Below are 17747 nucleotides of genomic sequence, written 5' to 3'. Positions count from 1 at the left end.
TTTGGAAAAGACAAGAACGGAGTGACAAACAAACGTGGTGTATTATATCCTCGCTTTTATCGTATTTTTATTGGATCAGGGAACCAAGTATCTGATTGCAACCCGGATGGAACTCAGAGAAGAAATTCCGGTCATCGGCAATTTCTTTGTCATCACATCACATCGTAACTCAGGAGCAGCATTTGGCATTCTGCAAGACCAGCGTTGGTTCTTTATCGTGGTTACGTTGATTGTGGTCGTTGCCTTGATTTGGTATTTGCAAAAGGTAAAAGATACCCCGCACAAATTGCTGCCTGTGGCGCTTAGTTTGGTGCTTGGTGGAGCAATTGGCAACTTCCTTGACCGGGCATTGACCGGAGAAGTTGTAGATTTTGTACAACTTAATTTTGGAAGTTATACGTTTCCCATTTTTAACATCGCCGATTCGGCAATCTGCATCGGTGTAGGGTTGATCATAGTGGAGACATTGCTTGAAGGACGGCGCGAAAAAGCAGCCGCGAAGATTGAAGGGAATGAACATCATGAGTAATCCGAATAAGGAACAGATTAACGACGAAGAACTAATGAATGGCAATGAACGTATGGAATGGACCGTTGCCGCTGAACATAAAAAAGAACGAATTGACAAATATATTACGGAAGCCGTGGATAACGTATCTCGCTCCCAAGTTCAATTGTGGATCGGAGACGGAATGGTTACGGTAAATGGTGCTGTAGTCAAAGCCAATGCCAAGTTATCCGAAGGGGATCTGGTTGAGTTACAGATTCCAGAACCAGCTGCTGTGGAGATCATTGCCGAAGATATTCCGCTGGAAGTGGTATATGAAGATAGCGACCTGATCGTGATCAACAAACAGCGTGGTCTTGTGGTGCATCCGGCACCAGGACACACGTCGGGTACCCTCGTTAATGCACTTATGCATCACTGCAAAGACCTCTCGGGTATTAATGGGGAGTTGCGTCCTGGTATTGTGCATCGTATCGATAAGGATACATCTGGCCTGATTATGGCTGCCAAGAACGATCGTGCGCATGCATCACTGGCTGCTCAGTTGAAGGAACATACGGTGAATAGACGGTATATTGCGCTTGTTCATGGTCATCTTAACCATGATCAAGGGACCATTGATGCACCGATTGGACGCGATACCAATGACCGCAAAATGTATACGGTCACAGAACGTAACAGTAAACATGCCGTTACGCATTTTACCGTTACAGAGCGGATTAATGATTACACCTTGCTGGAATTGAAACTGGAGACAGGACGTACTCACCAGATTCGGGTTCACATGAAATTTATTGGTCACCCGCTTGTAGGAGATCCAACTTATGGACGGAATAAAGGCATCAAAATGCAAGGACAGGCTCTTCATGCGGCCATTCTTGGATTTGTGCATCCAACAACGGGAGAATACCTTGAATTTTCAGCTCCGATTCCGCAAGATATGGAAGACGTGCTCGCCTCGCTACGCAGTCGTTAACAGCTCCAAGAAAGTACAAATGTTCGGATACTTTGTCCATGGCTTTGATCACGCAAATGCTTCATATTAAAGTGTAGAAATTTGCGTCAAATGAGGAGATGAACAACGTTATGAGTATCGATAAATACCAAGAAACTTACATTCAGACTAATTTTGCCGACCGTATCGGTGGCTCCAACTATGGTAAAGACACGAACATTTATAAATTCGAGAAAATCAAACGTGCCAAAGCTTCGGCCAAAAAAGATTTTCCCGATGTGGAACTGATTGACCTTGGTGTAGGTGAACCGGACGAAATGGCTGATGCAGGCATTGTAGCTGCACTTGCAGAAGAAGCTTCCAGACCTGAGAACCGTGGTTATGCTGACAATGGTATTCCTGAATTCAAAGCTGCTGCTGCTTCCTACCTGAAAAACGTATTCAACGTAGAAGGTATCGATGCAGATACTGAGATCGTACACTCCATTGGTTCAAAACCGGCTTTGGCGATGATGCCTTCATGCTTCATCAATCCGGGTGATGTGACGATCATGACCGTTCCAGGTTACCCGGTTATGGGTACACATACGAAGTATCTGGGTGGAGAAGTGTTCAACATCCAGTTGACGAAAGAGAATAACTTCTTGCCTGATCTGACGGCTATCCCGGAAGATATCGCAAAACGTGCGAAGTTGCTCTACCTGAACTATCCGAACAACCCAACAGGCGCAAGCGCGACGGTGGAGTTCTTCACTGAAGTCGTTGAATGGGCTAAGAAATACAATGTTGTGGTTGTACATGATGCTCCATATGCAGCATTGACGTATGATGGCAAAAAACCGTTCAGCTTTCTCTCGGTACCTGGTGCGAAGGATGTCGGCGTAGAGCTGCACTCTCTGTCCAAGTCCTACAACATGACAGGTTGGAGAATCGGATTTGTAGCGGGTAACCCGCTCGTAGTCAAAGCATTCAGTGATGTGAAGGACAACAATGACTCCGGTCAGTTCATCGCGATTCAAAAGGCTGCTGCTTATGGATTGAATCACCCTGAAATTACGGAAAAAATTGCAGAGAAATATTCTCGCCGTCACGACATGCTCGTTGCCGCATTGAACGAACTGGGCTTCCAGGCTGAAAAACCTAAAGGTTCATTCTTCCTGTATGTAGAAGCACCAAAAGGTGTGGTTGGCGGACGTCGCTTTGAATCCGGCGAAGATTTCTCCCAATTCCTGATCCGTGAGAAACTGATCTCATCCGTACCTTGGGATGATGCCGGTAACTTTGTTCGTTTCTCCGTAACCTTTGAAGCGAAGGGTGAAGAGGAAGAGAAACGTGTTATTGCTGAGATCAAACGTCGTCTGAGCGACGTACAATTTGAATTTTAATCGCATCACCCAATAGTTAAATCATGTACTAACGAAGAGACCGGAAACGGTCTCTTTTTTTATGCCCATATTAGAATTTTTTCATTTACTCCCTTTACAAAATTATACAAGCAACATATGATTAGATCTTTACGTTATTTGTTATATACAGAAGTTGTTGTTGAAGGGAGTTATTACAATTGTTATCATCACGAACAAGTACGGTGTCCTCACCGGCTACAGGAACAGGCAGTACAGTGTCAGGATTATTCAGATTGTTAAGACCCAAACAGTGGACTAAAAATCTGCTGTTATTTGCTGCGTTACTATTTTCTTTTGAGGAGATTCGGACTGAAACCATTCTTGCGACGTTGCTTGGTTTTATTCTATTTAGCCTCGTTGCAGGCTGTGTGTATATTTTAAATGACTTTGTAGACCGAGACAGGGATCGACAGCATCCGGTGAAAAGGTATCGTCCCATGGCTTCTGGGCAGGTGAATCCGAGTCATGCTTTGTTGTTTGGCATTATTCTATTAATCCTTTCCGTAGGAACGGCCTTCATGATGAACCCTCTATTCGGGGTGTTATGTATCGTCTATTTCCTGTTGAATGTATCGTATTCATTTGTGCTGAAACATCTCGTTATCCTGGATATGATGACCATTGCAGCCGGCTTTGTACTTCGTGCCATTGCAGGTGGTGTGCTGATCCATGTGCCATTCACACCGTGGTTTTTGATCTGTACCATGCTGTTGTCGTTGTTTTTGGCCATTGGCAAACGCAGAAATGAACTCACGTTGCTTGAGGGAAATACGGGATCACATCGTAAGGTTTTGGATAACTACTCCATTACGTTACTGGATCAATTCAATACAATTGTGACGACAGCTACGATTATCAGTTATTCCCTGTTCACATTCACTTCAGATCGAACCATTCATCTCATGTGGACGATCCCATTGGTCATTTACGGCATGTTCCGTTACCTGTATCTGATCCACATGAAGAACCAGGGAGGTTCGCCCGATCGTGTGCTGTTTGAGGACAAGCCTATATTAATTACGGTTATGTTGTATGTGATAAGTGTTGTTACAATCTTTGCAATCTTTGAATAAAGGCTGAGGGGGATCAGGGTGAAAAGCACGAAAGTCGCCATTTTTGATATTGATAAAACGATCATACGCAGTGATTCCATGTTTCAATTTGTGCATTACGGTGTTCGCCGTTACCCGTGGCAGGTATGGAGATTACCTGTCATTGCATTACATACCGTGTTATTCAAAGCAGGCTTCATGACGGTTGAACAAGTCAAACGATCCTACTTTCAAGAAATTGAGCGTATGTCTGAAAAAGATCTCGAACATTTCTTTGATACTCGCTTGCGTACGTCCATTTTTGCCGAGGCCAGTGTAGAGATGCAACATCGCAAAGAAGCAGGGTATCATGTCTTACTGGTAACTGCATCTCCGCATGCCTATATGAAATACTTTAATAATTTTCCCTGGGTGGATCATGTAATTGGAACTGAACTTGTCCGTCATGAGAATGGTTACACATGCAGAGTTGATGGCAGCAATTGCAAAGGGGAAGAGAAGGTACGCCGAATTCAGGCTTATCTGAGTGAGAAGAATATGGTCATTGATTATGACCAGTCATGTTCCTACTCGGACTCCTTATCCGACCTTCCCGTCATGCAGCTAGTGAGTCAACGATACTTTATTAACAAGCGTGTACCGGACATGGAGGCATTAACGTGGGGGAAATAAAATCGCGTCATACTGGTAAATGGTTAATGCTCGTTTCCGCTTTTCTGACAGCAACGGGTCAATTGTTCTGGAAATGGGGACTAACCGAGTGGATTTACCTGGGTGTAGGTTTTCTGTGTTATGGACTTGGAGCGATTTTGATGATTAAAGCTTTTGCTCTGGAAAAACTCTCTGTTGCTTATCCTCTGATGTGTGCTAGTTACGTATTTGCCTTAATCTATGGATATTTTTTGCTTGGAGAAGAAATTACGGTGCAGAAGCTGGCAGCAGTTGTGTTGCTTGGAATCGGGGTGACACTAACCAGTGTTGATCGATAGCTGGATGGTTGCCGTATTAATTGTCATGACGTTGTGTGGTGCACTGGGCGGGGCCGGACTGAAAGCTTATGCTTCCAGTCGCAATCGTCTGCATGTACTCATGGGACTTGGATTCTACGGAACGGGTGCGTTGCTGAATATTGTATTATTGAAGTTTCTTCCATTAACCGTAGTGTTGCCTGCGAACGCATTAACATATGTCTGGACTCTCATCATAGCGCGGCTGGTATTTAAAGAGACCGTGGGCCCTCTACGCTGGATAGGTGTGGCATGTATTATGGGTGGCCTACTGTTACTGGTGTTTTAGAACTTAATTAATCAGGATGTGAAATGAAAGAATGAACTTTTTAGATTACTTATTTTATAATCGCAGAGCCAACTGGACAGCCTTTTACCTGTTTGCGGGATTTGCTTTGTTCTATGGTTTAATGAACGGCTCGTATGTTCTGTACATTGAAAATAATGCAGAGATGCTTGGGGCGTATAGCCCATTTAATACGACGCTGTTTCCAATTAATTTATTCAACTTTGATCCTTCAATGTATTATGGGGACAACAGTTCTTCCGTGATCCATCCGCTGATTTCCTTTCTCGCTGTCACCCTTGCGGCTGTAGCGAAACTGCTGGGAGGCAACTGGTTCTTTCTAATCCTGCAATCGCTGGTGAATGCGGGTTCGGTGGTGCTGGCGTATCTGTTCCTGAGTCAAAAAGAAGATAAACCGACCATCGTACCGCTACTGTTTGCCTTATTGTTTGGTTTCAGTTCCTACTTAATGTTTACTGCATTGATCCCGGATTCGTATCCTTATGTACAGTTCGTTATTCTGTTGTCGGTGGTTTACATGCAGTGTACTCGTGAGCGTCAGGACGTACGTTATGTACCCAATGCATTGCTTGCATCGATTAACTTTGGACTAACCTCGACCAATATCGTACCATTTGCTGCTGCCACATTCTTCAATATGCATGCATGGCGCAATAAGGCGAATTTGAAAAAATACATCGGCATCATGGCACTGGCGGTTCTGATCATCGTCGTATTAACTGGCATTCAGTATGTTGCCTTTGGAGGTCGCAGCTGGGTTAGTAACTGGCTGTTGGGCATTCAAAATGGTGGAACCAGCTATGCAACGCCATTCCAGTTCGCTGTTCACTGGAAAGCATTGAACATGTTAACTATTAATCCGATGCTGACACCGAAAATGCATTTACTGGACCCGGGCATGGCGGCCTTTGTTACGGATCTATCCCGTTCCAATCCAATCCATGTGCAGATGACAGGTATCTTTATTTTACTACTGGCATTCATGGGCTTCATTAAAGGCATTCGTGAACGAGAAGTGTGGACCCTTGTGCCATATATTTTGTTTGCCTTTTTGCTTCATGTAGTCGTGGGCTTTGGTCTAGCTGTGTTTCAATACGATATGTACCTGTATGCGGGACATTATCTGTTTGCGTTCTTCCTGTTGGGTGGAAGTTTCGTCATCAGCCTTCGTCCGGGATTGGGGAAAAAAGTGGTTATAGGCTTGATCATGTTATGTGTTATCGTTACGGCAAGTAACAACATCTATCGCCATGTAGAAACATTAACAACAATCAAACAATCCTATAATCAGTTGGAACAGGAACGCTCAGTGAAATAGTCAAATAGTAAATGTATCGATTCATATAATGAAATAAGAAAAGGCTATTGGATGTAAAGTCCAATGGCCTTTTCTTAATTAGTGTTGAGCAAAGTGAGTTAAGCAATAATTTTGGTCTTCTTGGCATTCTCGGCTGAACGTTTGGTGAGACTGCTGAGTGGACGTTTCAAAGCGAGAGCAACAATGAGACTCAGCGCGATGAACATACATAACCACAGAATATCCTTGATGGCAGTAGACCACAATATGCCGCCGACCGACTCACGCAGCAGACTGATCGCATACGTGAAGGGCATGAACGGATTCAATGCTTGGAAAAAGGGTGATGTCATGCTGATTGGGAACGTACCGCCAGAGCTGGAGAACTGGAACACCATGAAGATAATGGCGATCCCTTTTCCGATATTTCCAAATACGGACAGCAGGGTGTACGTTATGGTGACAAATACGGCACTCACCAGCATGGCAAACAGGACAAACCACAGTTTATCTGCAACATAGGTACCCAGGATTAAGATATCTCCCAGGGTGACACATATCGCCTGAAGTAACCCAATGGTCAGAAAAGTAGCGAGACGTCCAAGATACAATTCATATCCCCGGAACTTGCCCTCTGGATTCTCAGCTTCGGCACGAAGCAGAGAAATCAGCAGCGTTGAGCCAACCCACAAGGACAGCACGCCATAAAATGGTGACATGGCCGATCCATAATTCGGAATCGGGTAAAGCTGTTGTTCTTTGATTTGCACGGGACTCGAAAGGAAAGCACTCTCTTCCTCAATGTCGCCGCGCAGAAGCTTGGCAAGTTCGGCAAACTGGTTATTACCTTCAACTTCCCTGAGCTTGTCCGCAGCCTTGCTGATGGCACTTTCCAATGCTGGCAGATCATCACGTACAAGCGCGGCAACACGGTGAACTCCTTTTTCGACCTCCGGCAGCTGATTCTGTACAAAATCGGATGCCTTGCCTATCTGTTTCTCGGCAGTAGGCAGATCATTACGAACAAAATCAGCTGCTTCGTTCAGTTTGTTTCCCAGCTTGGGCAGATCGTTTCGAATTAATGAAGACACTGTGTTCAGAGCTTGGATAAAACCTTCACTTTTGTTCGCGAGTGTCTCTGATATCCCATGGATCTTAGATTGTATTTGAGGCAGTTCGCTCTGGATTTTTGTCAACTCGGCCTGCCCAAACGTAATTCCTTCTTTGGCGGATGCAAGAATGTCCGCAATATCCGGAATACGATCTTTTGCTCCTTGCAGAGTTTCTGCTGAAGTGGAGAGGGTAGACCTGAGCTTATCCGCACCAGCCGCAAGTGCAGGCGATATTTCACTTTCATAGGTGTTTAAGATATTGCCAATCCCGCTGCTGATGTCCTTCGAGAGAGTATTTAACTGAGCGATGACGTCTGTTGGTGGAGTTGTATTACGACGAATGGCATCACTGATGATGCCAGCCAAGCGGATCTGCAACTGAAGTTTATCTGAAACGGAGTTCAGTTGTGTGATTTTATCGGCAAGTGGTTGGCTTGGAAGCAAGTTATTGATGTTGCCCAGTAGTTCTGCCATACTGTCCACGAGTTTTACCGCAACCCCTAAACGTGAAGCAATCCGGTCGAGATCTTCTACTGTAGGAAGGTTATTAAGATCCGAATTTTGCAATTGTGCAAATACGTCTCCTGTAGCGTTAGTAATCTGCTGCACCAGCAGCAGATTTTGGCGGATCGTCGGGCCAATTGTCTGAAAGGCTTCTTCACTGGAATCCACGAACTGATTTAATCCTTCTGCAAGCTCAATCCCGTTGCCAGCGATTTGTGATACTTTGTCCAAATCTTGCTCTGCTGCCGTTACGATAGACAGAGCTTTGTTGGTTTTATCCAGCGCCGTTTGGATGACATCTGATACCTGGCCAAAGTTTTCATCCACTTCTCGAATGCGTTCTACCGCTTTTTGTATATCCGGTATCCGCTCTTGAATAGCCAGCACTTCGGAAGCCGCATCATTAATTTGTGGCCAATACTCCTGCACCTTGAGCACATACTGCGCTGCTTCATTGATTTCAGGCAGTTTTTTCTCGATTTCAACGATCTTTTGAGCATCTTTTACAATCTCGGGCATGGCTTTTTCTACTTCCAGAACCTTTTGACCTGCGGCTTGAATAGCCGGAAGATTTTTCTCCAGCGTAAAAATGCCATTCTCCATTTTGCGTAATGTTGGAAGCTGGGAATTAATCTCAACCCCGGCTTCATTCAGCTTGGTCAGAACGGCCTCACTGACGGCTTCAGTGAAATTTTCATTGATTTGTGTTGTTATGGCAGATACACCAGAGCCTGTGATTTTAGGAGCAATGGCATTCACCTTCTCATTGACGGTATAGATTACTTCCGGTCGCTCCAGCTTCCCATCAACGATGCCTGTAATTTTGGATGAAAAGTCCCCCGGAATGAGCAGGCTTGCATAATACTCTCCAGTTTGCACACCCCGATTAGCCTCAGCCTGGTCCACAAAAGTCCAGCCCAGCTTTTCGTTGTGTTTGAGGCTGGATACCAGTTCGTCTCCGATATTAACATGGGTTCCTTCAACAGTCGCACCCTTGTCCTCAGTTGTCACCGCAATTTTGATCCCCTGGGTATTACTGTATGGGTCCCAGACGGACTTCACGTTGACCCAGTCATACACCCCGGGCAGTAGAATAATAGCCACAATTAGAAATATACCTGTGGGAACCTTCAGAATATGCAACCAGTCTGTTTTGTAAACGTGCCAAATGTGACGCATGACTTCCTCCTAAATGTACATAAATGTAGGGCGTAACTTATTTCTATGTCGTAAATTTGTGAATCTTATGTATATCGGCATTATTGCAGTATCTAATAATGGGTTCATGTTTATAAACTGTACCCATTTCACTTGGTACTAATTCAGAGCCTTCATATATTGCGTAAAATGAAACTCACCGTTTGTTCTAAAAAGAAGTGTTTTGTCTCTACTTGAGTACAGTAAGAGGTTTATTTTGGTTATATCAAATTTCTCATTTGCCTATGGATAAATATGCAGAAATGTTGTATAATTATGAATAACCAATGAGATGTATTGTGCATGGATGTTTTTCAGCCTAACTGCTGATTCTAAGAAGAACGTAGCAGAGGGTTTTCACCTGCGATGGTGAGGTGTTGACAGGGGGTTGTCTTTCTGTCATAATTCATGAAGACAAACGGACATATTGATTACAGAACCCTGTGAGGTTCTGCAATATGAACGACATGAATAGCACCTTTAAATCAGTCCCGTGAGACTGGCAAGGTAACGTGAACGATACATCGTTTTTTTGCTGCGGCAAATGAAGCGATGCATCCCCGAGAGTAAACTTTCTTCAGAGCGGTCTGAAGTTCGGAGACTCCTTGCCAATAAACACGGCAAGGAGTCTTTTTTTTTCTCCTCGTCACGGGGCCATGATGCTGAAGGGAAATCCTGAGGAGGCTGAACGCATGAGCACAGAGACACATGTCATTATGGATGAGACGGCGATCCGCCGCGCATTAACACGGATTGCCCATGAGATATTGGAGAAAAACAAAGGAATCGACGATTGTGTGTTGGTTGGTATCCGTACACGCGGGGTTTACCTGGCAGAACGGATTGCCGCCAAGATTGAAGAAATCGAAGGCGCCAAAGTCCCCTGGGGAGAACTGGATGTGACTCCTTACCGCGATGACCGCTTGGACGAAAATAAAGCGAATCGCAAGGAAATGTTGATTATGACACCTGAATCACTTTCGATCCATAACAAAAAAGTGATTTTGTTCGATGATGTGCTCTATACCGGACGGACGATTCGCGCAGCGATGGATGCCCTGATGGACTGTGGAAGACCGCAGAACATTCAGCTGGCTGTACTCGCAGACCGCGGACACCGGGAACTTCCGATTCGACCTGATTTTATCGGCAAGAATGTGCCGACTTCCAAATCAGAGGAGATTGAAGTTGCACTCATGGAAACGGACGGACAGGACGAAGTCAAAATCACTCAGAACCGGGGGGAGCAAGCATAATGATTACACAGACAGCATTGAGAGACCGAAGCTTGCTTGGACTGAAGGAACTTAGTCGAGGAGAAATCGAGTCCATTCTGAACAGAGCGGCTCACTGGGAAGCGCAGAAAGAGAAACTGGCTCCTGTACTGGAATCACGCTTTGTTGCGAACATGTTCTTCGAGAACAGCACACGTACCCGCTTCTCCTTCGAAATGGCAGAGAAACGCCTGGGCGCACAAGTGTTGAACTTTACGGCAGCCGCATCCAGTGTGGAAAAAGGAGAGTCCATCTACGATACGGTACGAACACTTGAGTCGATGGGCATTGATGCAGGCGTGATCCGGTTGAAACCGGCAGGCGTTCTGCAACAACTGGCTCAGAAAGTGAATGTACCACTCGTGAACGCCGGAGACGGCAACAATGAGCATCCCACACAGGCGTTGCTGGATCTATACACGATGAGGAAAGCATTTGGCGAACTGAAAGGCTTGCGTGTCTCCATCATTGGTGACATCCTGCATAGCCGTGTAGCTCGTTCCAACCTGTGGGCACTGCAAAAGTTTGGTGCAGATGTACGCTTCTGTGCACCACAAACGATGCAGGCACCGGAACTCGCAGAGCATGCTCCTTATGTCGGTCTTGAAGAAGCGCTGGATGCAGATGTAGTCATGATGCTTCGTGTTCAACTGGAACGTCATCAACATGGCTTAATTACTTCAGCTGAGGATTATCGCGAACACTACGGATTGACGGAAGAACGGGCATCACGCCTAAAACCAAGCACCATTATCATGCACCCTGCTCCTGTGAATCGCAATGTCGAGGTAGATGACGCGGTTGTGGAAAGTGAAGCATCGCGGATCTTCCCGCAGATGGCAAACGGCGTTCCAGTCCGCATGGCGGTTATGGAACGTGCGATGAAACTGTAACAGGGTCTGGCTGTAGGTCATAGGCTGACGGTACGGTAGTTCTTATAGAGCAATAAGAGAGTACACGATAAAGAAAATCAACCGGCTTGCCTGGTAAGCCGGACAGAACCGAAGCGGAGGGCAATTATGCTACAGATTATAAAAAACGCGAACGTCTTGAACCAACAAGGGGAACTTGAACGGAAAACCATCATTATAGATGAAGGTAAAATTAAAAAGATCGCTGGTCTGGAAGACCAAGCCGTTCTGGATGCCGAAAAGTCAGCGCAAAGTGTGACAGACGCATCAGGCAAACTGGTCATTCCGGGATTGATCGATATGCACGTGCATCTGCGTGAACCTGGATTCGAACACAAAGAGACGATCGAGACAGGTGCCCGTTCAGCAGCACAAGGTGGTTTTACAACAATCGCTTGCATGCCGAACACGAGACCAGTTACAGATACAGCGGAAGTTGTGAAGCTGGTACTGGATAAAGCCAAAGAAGCTGATCTGGTTAAAGTGTTGCCTTATGCAGCCATTACAAAAAATGAACTGGGTCGTGAACTTACCGATTTTGCCGCATTAAAAGAAGCAGGCGCTATTGGATTCACAGATGACGGTGTAGGCGTACAAAACGCTCAAATGATGAAGGATGCCATGAGCCTCGCAGCAAGCATGGATATGCCAGTGATCGCTCACTGTGAAGATGACTCACTGGTTATTGGTGGATATGTGACGGAAGGTGAGTTTTCGAAGCGTCACGGCATCAAAGGGATTCCAAATGAATCCGAGGCCATCCACGTTGGCCGTGATATCCTGCTTGCTGAAGCAACGGGAGTCCATTACCACGTCTGCCACGTAAGTACAGAGCAGTCGGTTCGCCTGATTCGTCTGGCGAAGTCCATAGGCATTAAAGTAACTGCTGAGGTGTGTCCGCACCATCTGGTGTTGTCGGATGAAGATATCCCGGGCATGGACGCCAACTGGAAAATGAACCCGCCGCTACGCTCACCACGTGATGTGCAGGCGTGTATCGAAGGTTTGCTGGACGGCACGCTGGACATGATCGTAACTGATCACGCGCCACACAGTGAAGAAGAGAAAGCCAAAGGCATGGAGCTGGCACCTTTCGGAATCGTAGGATTCGAAACAGCCTTTCCGCTGCTGTACACCAAGTTTGTGGAAACAGGACTGTGGAGCTTGGACTTCCTGGTGAAACGTATGACAGCTGATCCGGCGCGTGTATTCCGACTGGATACAGGCAAACTGGAAGAGGGAGCACCAGCCGATATCACGATGATTGACCTGAACGAGGAAAAAGCGGTTGATCCTGCAACGTTTGCAACCAAAGGAAGAAACACACCATTCACAGGTTGGAAGCTGAAAGGCTGGGCCGTACAAACTTGGGTGGATGGCAAAAGCGTGTGGAATAACACGGTACAACAGTAAAACGGTAACTTAGCAAATTAATAAATCAGTAACTCTATATCTTTAACTCTTTAAATCAGCAACAGTAACTCTTAACTCTTAAATCAACAAGTCATTATAACTCTAAATTTACAACTTCTACACAGTAACATCTTTTCAACTAACTCGAGGCAAATTATGCCGAGAGTCTAACATACGAAACAAAGCAAAGTTGAATGTCATGATTTTGAACTTGGACACCAACGTAACTGCGGAGTGGGCAGAAAGAACCCGAAGAAGCAAAGCGTTCGCCTTTATCACCGGATTACTCCATTTGAAGAATGGGATCAAAGTAATCCGGGGATAACAGCGATCAAAGGGTTTTCTGCCCACGGAGCCGCACGAAGTTTCCAGAAAGTTCAACCCCAATGCATTCAACGTTGATAAACACAGAGGAGTGAAATGGGATGCAGGCACAGGCAAGATTATTGTTGGAAGACGGCACACTGTTCACCGGGAAAGCATTTGGTGCTGAAGGTGAAACTACAGGTGAGGTCGTTTTTAATACGGGAATTACAGGCTATCAAGAGGTGCTTTCGGATCCTTCCTATTGCGGTCAAATCGTAACCATGACGTATCCGCTGATCGGAAACTACGGCATTACGCGTGATGACTTTGAGTCGATTCGTCCATACGTGCACGGTTTCGTTGTGCGTCGTCATGAGCCAACGCCAAGCAACTGGCGTGCGGAATATAGCGTAGACAATCTGCTCAAGGAATACGGCATCGTAGGAATCAGCGAAATTGATACACGCATGTTGACTCGCCGGATTCGTCACCACGGCACAATGAAGGGAATTCTCACAACAGGATCGAAACCTGTGGAAGAACTGCTGGAGATGATGGGAGACACCACCATTGCTGAGCTGCGTAACCAGGTGCCAATGACTTCTACAGAGCATGTCTACAACAGCCCGGGAACGGCTGAGCGTATTGTGCTCGTGGATTACGGTGCAAAAACAGGGATTTTGCGCGAACTCAGCAAACGTGACTGTGACGTAGTTGTTGTTCCACACGATGTAACAGCAGACGAGATTCGTCGCCTGAACCCGGACGGAATTCAACTGTCCAACGGCCCTGGGGACCCGAAAGACGTACCTCACGCAGTTAACATGATCAGTGAATTGCTTGGCGAATACCCGATCTTCGGTATCTGCCTGGGTCACCAGTTGTTCGCACTTGCAGCAGGAGCAGACACGGAAAAACTTAAGTTTGGACATCGCGGAGGAAACCACCCGGTGAAAGAACTGGAGAGCGGACGTTGCTTCATCACATCCCAGAACCATGGATTTACCGTAAACGAAGAGTCTGTGAAGAGTACAGACCTGGAAGTTACACATATCAACAATAACGATAAGACCATTGAAGGTCTGAAACATAAATCATTCCCGGCATTCTCGGTTCAATATCACCCTGAAGCAGCCCCGGGTCCTTACGACAACAGCTATCTGTTCGACCGCTTCATCGAGATGATTCGCGAGCACAAGATCACTAACCCGCAAAAGCCGCGTCAAGCCGTATTGGCAGCCGCAGTGAAAGGAGCACAATAACATGCCGATTAACAAAGATCTCAAAAAAATCCTGGTGATTGGTTCCGGTCCAATCGTCATCGGTCAAGCGGCCGAGTTCGACTATGCCGGTACACAAGCTTGCCAGGCTCTGAAAGAAGAAGGCGTGGAAGTTGTACTTATCAACAGCAACCCGGCGACCATTATGACGGATACAAACATGGCTGACAAAGTCTACATTGAGCCAATTACACTGGATTTTGTAACCCAAATCATTCGTCAAGAGCGTCCAGATGGCTTGTTGCCAACACTGGGTGGTCAAACAGGTCTGAACATGGCTGTAGAGCTGGCTCGTGCTGGCGTGCTGGAACGTGAAAATGTGAAATTGCTCGGAACACAGCTGACATCCATCGAGAAAGCGGAAGATCGTGATCTGTTCCGTGACCTGATGCGTGAATTGGAACAACCTGTACCAGAGAGTGTCATCGTAACGACACTTGAAGAATCACTTGAATTTGCGAATGAGATTGGTTATCCAATCATCGTGCGTCCAGCCTATACACTGGGCGGAACTGGCGGCGGAATCTGTGCGAACGAAGAAGAACTGCGTGAGACGGTGGCAGCGGGAATTCGTTACAGCCCGATTGGGCAATGTCTGGTCGAGAAGAGCATTGCAGGTATGAAAGAAGTCGAGTATGAGGTTATGCGAGACAAAAACGATAACTGTATCGTTGTCTGCAACATGGAAAACTTTGACCCGGTAGGTATTCATACAGGTGACAGTATCGTCGTAGCACCAAGCCAAACATTGTCGGACCGTGAATATCAAATGCTGCGTTCAGCTTCCCTGAAAATCATCCGTGCCCTGAACATCGAGGGTGGATGTAACGTACAGTTTGCACTGGACCCACACAGCTTCCAATACTATGTTATCGAAGTAAATCCACGGGTAAGCCGTTCATCGGCTCTGGCTTCCAAAGCAACGGGTTATCCGATTGCAAAAATGGCTGCCAAAATTGCGATGGGTTACACGTTGGATGAAATCGTGAACCCGGTAACAGGCCAAACGTATGCTTGCTTCGAGCCTACGCTGGATTATATCGTGAGCAAAATCCCACGCTGGCCGTTCGACAAGTTCATCTCGGCGAACCGTAAACTGGGAACTCAGATGAAAGCAACAGGCGAAGTAATGGCTATTGGCCGGACATTCGAAGAGTCGATTCACAAAGCAGTTCGTTCCCTGGAAATTGGCGTACATCGCCTCTACCTGAAGGATGCCGAAACGCTGGACGAAGCTACCCTGAACGAGCGTCTGATCAAAGCAGATGATGAGCGTATCTTCCTGATTGCCGAAGCATTCCGCAGAGGTTATACGTTGCAACAGCTACAGGATCTGACCAAGATTGACTGGTGGTTCCTGGACAAAATCGAAGGTCTGATCGCATTCGAAGATCGCATTCGCGAAGAATCCGAATTGTCTTCCGACATTCTGTATCAAGCGAAACGCCTTGGATTCACAGACCGTGCCATTGCTGAACTGCGTGCGCAAGGTCAACCAGGAGGCACATTAACAACTGAAGCGGAAGTTAGAACTCGTCGGGAAGCAGAGAACCTGCGCCCAGTGTACAAAATGGTAGATACATGTGCGGCTGAGTTCGAAGCCACAACGCCATATTACTACTCAACTTACGAGACAGAAAATGAAGTAATTCCTTCAGACAAGAAAAAAGTTGTGGTGCTGGGTTCAGGACCAATCCGGATCGGTCAAGGGATTGAGTTTGACTACTCTACTGTACACGCAGTGTGGGCATTGCAAAAAGCAGGCTATGAAGCAGTGATTATCAACAATAACCCGGAGACGGTGTCTACGGACTTTAATACATCGGATCGCCTGTACTTTGAACCGCTCTTCTTCGAAGATGTCATGAACGTGATTGAACAGGAGAAACCAGTAGGGGTTATCGTACAGTTCGGTGGTCAAACGGCCATCAACTTGGCAGCACCACTGCGTAATGCAGGTGTAACCATTCTCGGAACGGATCTGGAAAGCATCGATGAGGCGGAGGATCGCAAGAAGTTCGAGCGTCTGCTCTCCCGTCTGGAGATTGCACAGCCAAAAGGTAAAACGGTCATTTCCGTTGATGATGCGGTAGAAACAGCTCAAAGTCTGGGCTACCCGGTACTGGTTCGTCCTTCCTATGTACTCGGCGGTCGTGCGATGGAGATTGTATACTCCGATGCTGAATTGCTGACATACATGGAACAGGCGGTTAAAATCAATCCGGAGCATCCAGTCCTGATCGACCGTTACATGATGGGTAAAGAAGTTGAGGTTGACGCCATCTGTGATGGTGAAACGGTATTGATTCCGGGAATCATGGAACATATCGAGCGTGCAGGGGTTCACTCTGGTGACTCCATCGCGGTATATCCTCCTCAACATCTGTCCCAGGATTTGAAAGAGAAAATTGTAGAGATTACAATCAAAATTGCGAAAGAACTGAAAACGGTAGGTTTGGTCAACATCCAGTTTGTTATCCATGATGGCCAAGTGTACATTATCGAGGTAAACCCGCGTTCATCCCGTACCGTACCATTCCTGAGCAAAGTAACCAACATTCCGATGGCGAACTTGGCAACACAAGCCATTCTGGGTGTGAAACTAAAAGATCTTGGTTATGTTGACGGGCTGTGGCCTGAATCGGATCATGTATCTGTTAAAGTTCCGGTCTTCTCCTTCGCGAAGCTGCGTCGTGTAGAACCAACCCTCGGACCTGAGATGAAGTCTACAGGTGAGGTTATGGGCCGTGACCCGAATTACGCTAAAGCGTTGTTCAAAGGTCTCATCGGTGCAGGAATGAAAATTCCGGCAACCGGAGCGATCGTAGTAACTGTAGCAGACAAAGACAAGGACGAAGCGGTTCCTTTGCTCGAAGGTTTCTACAGACTGGGTTACAAAATCATGGCTACCGGCGGAACAGCAGCTGCGCTTGAAGCAGCAAACATTCCGGTAACGACTGTGAACAAATTAAGTGAAGGTTCGCCGAACATTCTGGATATGATCCGTAGCGGCGAAGCAAACTTTGTCTTCAACACACTCACCAAAGGCAAAACACCACAGCGTGATGGGTTCCGTATCCGTCGTGAAGCGGTAGAAAACGGCATTGTATGTATGACTTCATTGGATACGATTCGTGCGCTGCTGATCATGCTGCAAACGATCAACTTCTCTTCGGAAGCAATGCCTGTCTTTGTAAAATAAATAACTCTCTGATGAA

General features: G+C 46.3%; 14 protein-coding genes. 13 read left to right on the top strand and 1 reads right to left on the bottom strand.

Features of this window, described 5'->3' with window-relative positions; translation table 11 throughout:
* Positions 1 to 34: 34 nt before the first annotated feature.
* The 8 genes from lspA to NSQ20_RS22190 all read left to right on the top strand — a co-directional run bounded on the left by lspA (position 35) and on the right by NSQ20_RS22190 (position 6553).
* On the top strand, positions 35 to 529 hold the full coding sequence (gene lspA / locus NSQ20_RS22225; RefSeq protein ID WP_017687321.1) for a signal peptidase II: 495 nt from the start codon (positions 35 to 37) through the stop codon (positions 527 to 529).
* Positions 513 to 1484, top strand: a complete 972-nt coding sequence (locus NSQ20_RS22220) for an RluA family pseudouridine synthase (protein WP_091028499.1) — start codon at positions 513 to 515, stop codon at positions 1482 to 1484. The genes lspA and NSQ20_RS22220 overlap by 17 nt, the downstream gene beginning before the upstream one ends.
* A 110-nt stretch (positions 1485 to 1594) precedes the next feature.
* Positions 1595 to 2848, top strand: a complete 1254-nt coding sequence (locus NSQ20_RS22215) for an LL-diaminopimelate aminotransferase (protein ID WP_036674844.1) — start codon at positions 1595 to 1597, stop codon at positions 2846 to 2848.
* 203 nt (positions 2849 to 3051) lie between these two features.
* Positions 3052 to 3942, top strand: coding sequence for a decaprenyl-phosphate phosphoribosyltransferase (locus NSQ20_RS22210; RefSeq protein WP_047844436.1), 891 nt, complete (start codon positions 3052 to 3054; stop codon positions 3940 to 3942).
* Between the two features lie 18 nt (positions 3943 to 3960).
* The gene (locus NSQ20_RS22205; protein WP_036614827.1) at positions 3961 to 4593 is read left to right on the top strand and encodes an HAD-IB family hydrolase; all 633 of its coding nucleotides are present in this window, start codon (positions 3961 to 3963) and stop codon (positions 4591 to 4593) included.
* Complete coding sequence (locus NSQ20_RS22200) at positions 4581 to 4910, top strand: EamA family transporter (protein WP_017687326.1); 330 nt, start codon at positions 4581 to 4583, stop codon at positions 4908 to 4910. Before NSQ20_RS22205 ends, NSQ20_RS22200 begins: the two co-directional genes overlap by 13 nt.
* Positions 4897 to 5217: an EamA family transporter gene (locus NSQ20_RS22195; RefSeq protein WP_336886750.1), complete on the top strand. Its 321-nt coding sequence runs from the start codon at positions 4897 to 4899 to the stop codon at positions 5215 to 5217. Before NSQ20_RS22200 ends, NSQ20_RS22195 begins: the two co-directional genes overlap by 14 nt.
* A 31-nt stretch (positions 5218 to 5248) precedes the next feature.
* Positions 5249 to 6553, top strand: a complete 1305-nt coding sequence (locus NSQ20_RS22190) for a DUF6080 domain-containing protein (RefSeq protein ID WP_340030891.1) — start codon at positions 5249 to 5251, stop codon at positions 6551 to 6553.
* A gap of 98 nt (positions 6554 to 6651) precedes the next feature.
* On the opposite strand, the gene NSQ20_RS22185 is transcribed toward NSQ20_RS22190, so the two are convergent.
* On the bottom strand, positions 6652 to 9327 hold the full coding sequence (locus NSQ20_RS22185) for a YhgE/Pip domain-containing protein (protein ID WP_340030889.1): 2676 nt from the start codon (positions 9325 to 9327) through the stop codon (positions 6652 to 6654).
* Between the two features lie 710 nt (positions 9328 to 10037).
* On the opposite strand from NSQ20_RS22185, the gene pyrR reads away from it, so the two are divergent.
* From pyrR to carB, 5 genes are all read left to right on the top strand, one after another.
* Positions 10038 to 10601 (top strand): bifunctional pyr operon transcriptional regulator/uracil phosphoribosyltransferase PyrR, encoded by a 564-nt coding sequence (gene pyrR, locus NSQ20_RS22180; protein WP_017687330.1) that lies wholly within the window; start codon positions 10038 to 10040, stop codon positions 10599 to 10601.
* Positions 10598 to 11512, top strand: a complete 915-nt coding sequence (locus NSQ20_RS22175) for an aspartate carbamoyltransferase catalytic subunit (RefSeq protein ID WP_340033049.1) — start codon at positions 10598 to 10600, stop codon at positions 11510 to 11512. Before pyrR ends, NSQ20_RS22175 begins: the two co-directional genes overlap by 4 nt.
* Before the next feature lie 126 nt (positions 11513 to 11638).
* Positions 11639 to 12943, top strand: a complete 1305-nt coding sequence (locus NSQ20_RS22170; RefSeq protein WP_340030888.1) for a dihydroorotase — start codon at positions 11639 to 11641, stop codon at positions 12941 to 12943.
* Positions 12944 to 13368: 425 nt separating this feature from the next.
* Positions 13369 to 14511 (top strand): glutamine-hydrolyzing carbamoyl-phosphate synthase small subunit, encoded by a 1143-nt coding sequence (gene carA, locus NSQ20_RS22165; RefSeq protein ID WP_017687333.1) that lies wholly within the window; start codon positions 13369 to 13371, stop codon positions 14509 to 14511.
* Between the two features lies 1 nt (position 14512).
* Positions 14513 to 17731 (top strand): carbamoyl-phosphate synthase large subunit, encoded by a 3219-nt coding sequence (gene carB, locus NSQ20_RS22160; RefSeq protein ID WP_036614808.1) that lies wholly within the window; start codon positions 14513 to 14515, stop codon positions 17729 to 17731.
* Positions 17732 to 17747: the final 16 nt, after the last annotated feature.

This window comes from Paenibacillus sp. FSL K6-1122, assembly GCF_037977015.1.
Classification (GTDB): Bacteria; Bacillota; Bacilli; order Paenibacillales; family Paenibacillaceae; genus Paenibacillus; species Paenibacillus amylolyticus.
The sequence above is the reverse complement of the archived record's forward strand: the minus strand, read 5'-3'. Positions and strand labels throughout refer to the sequence as shown.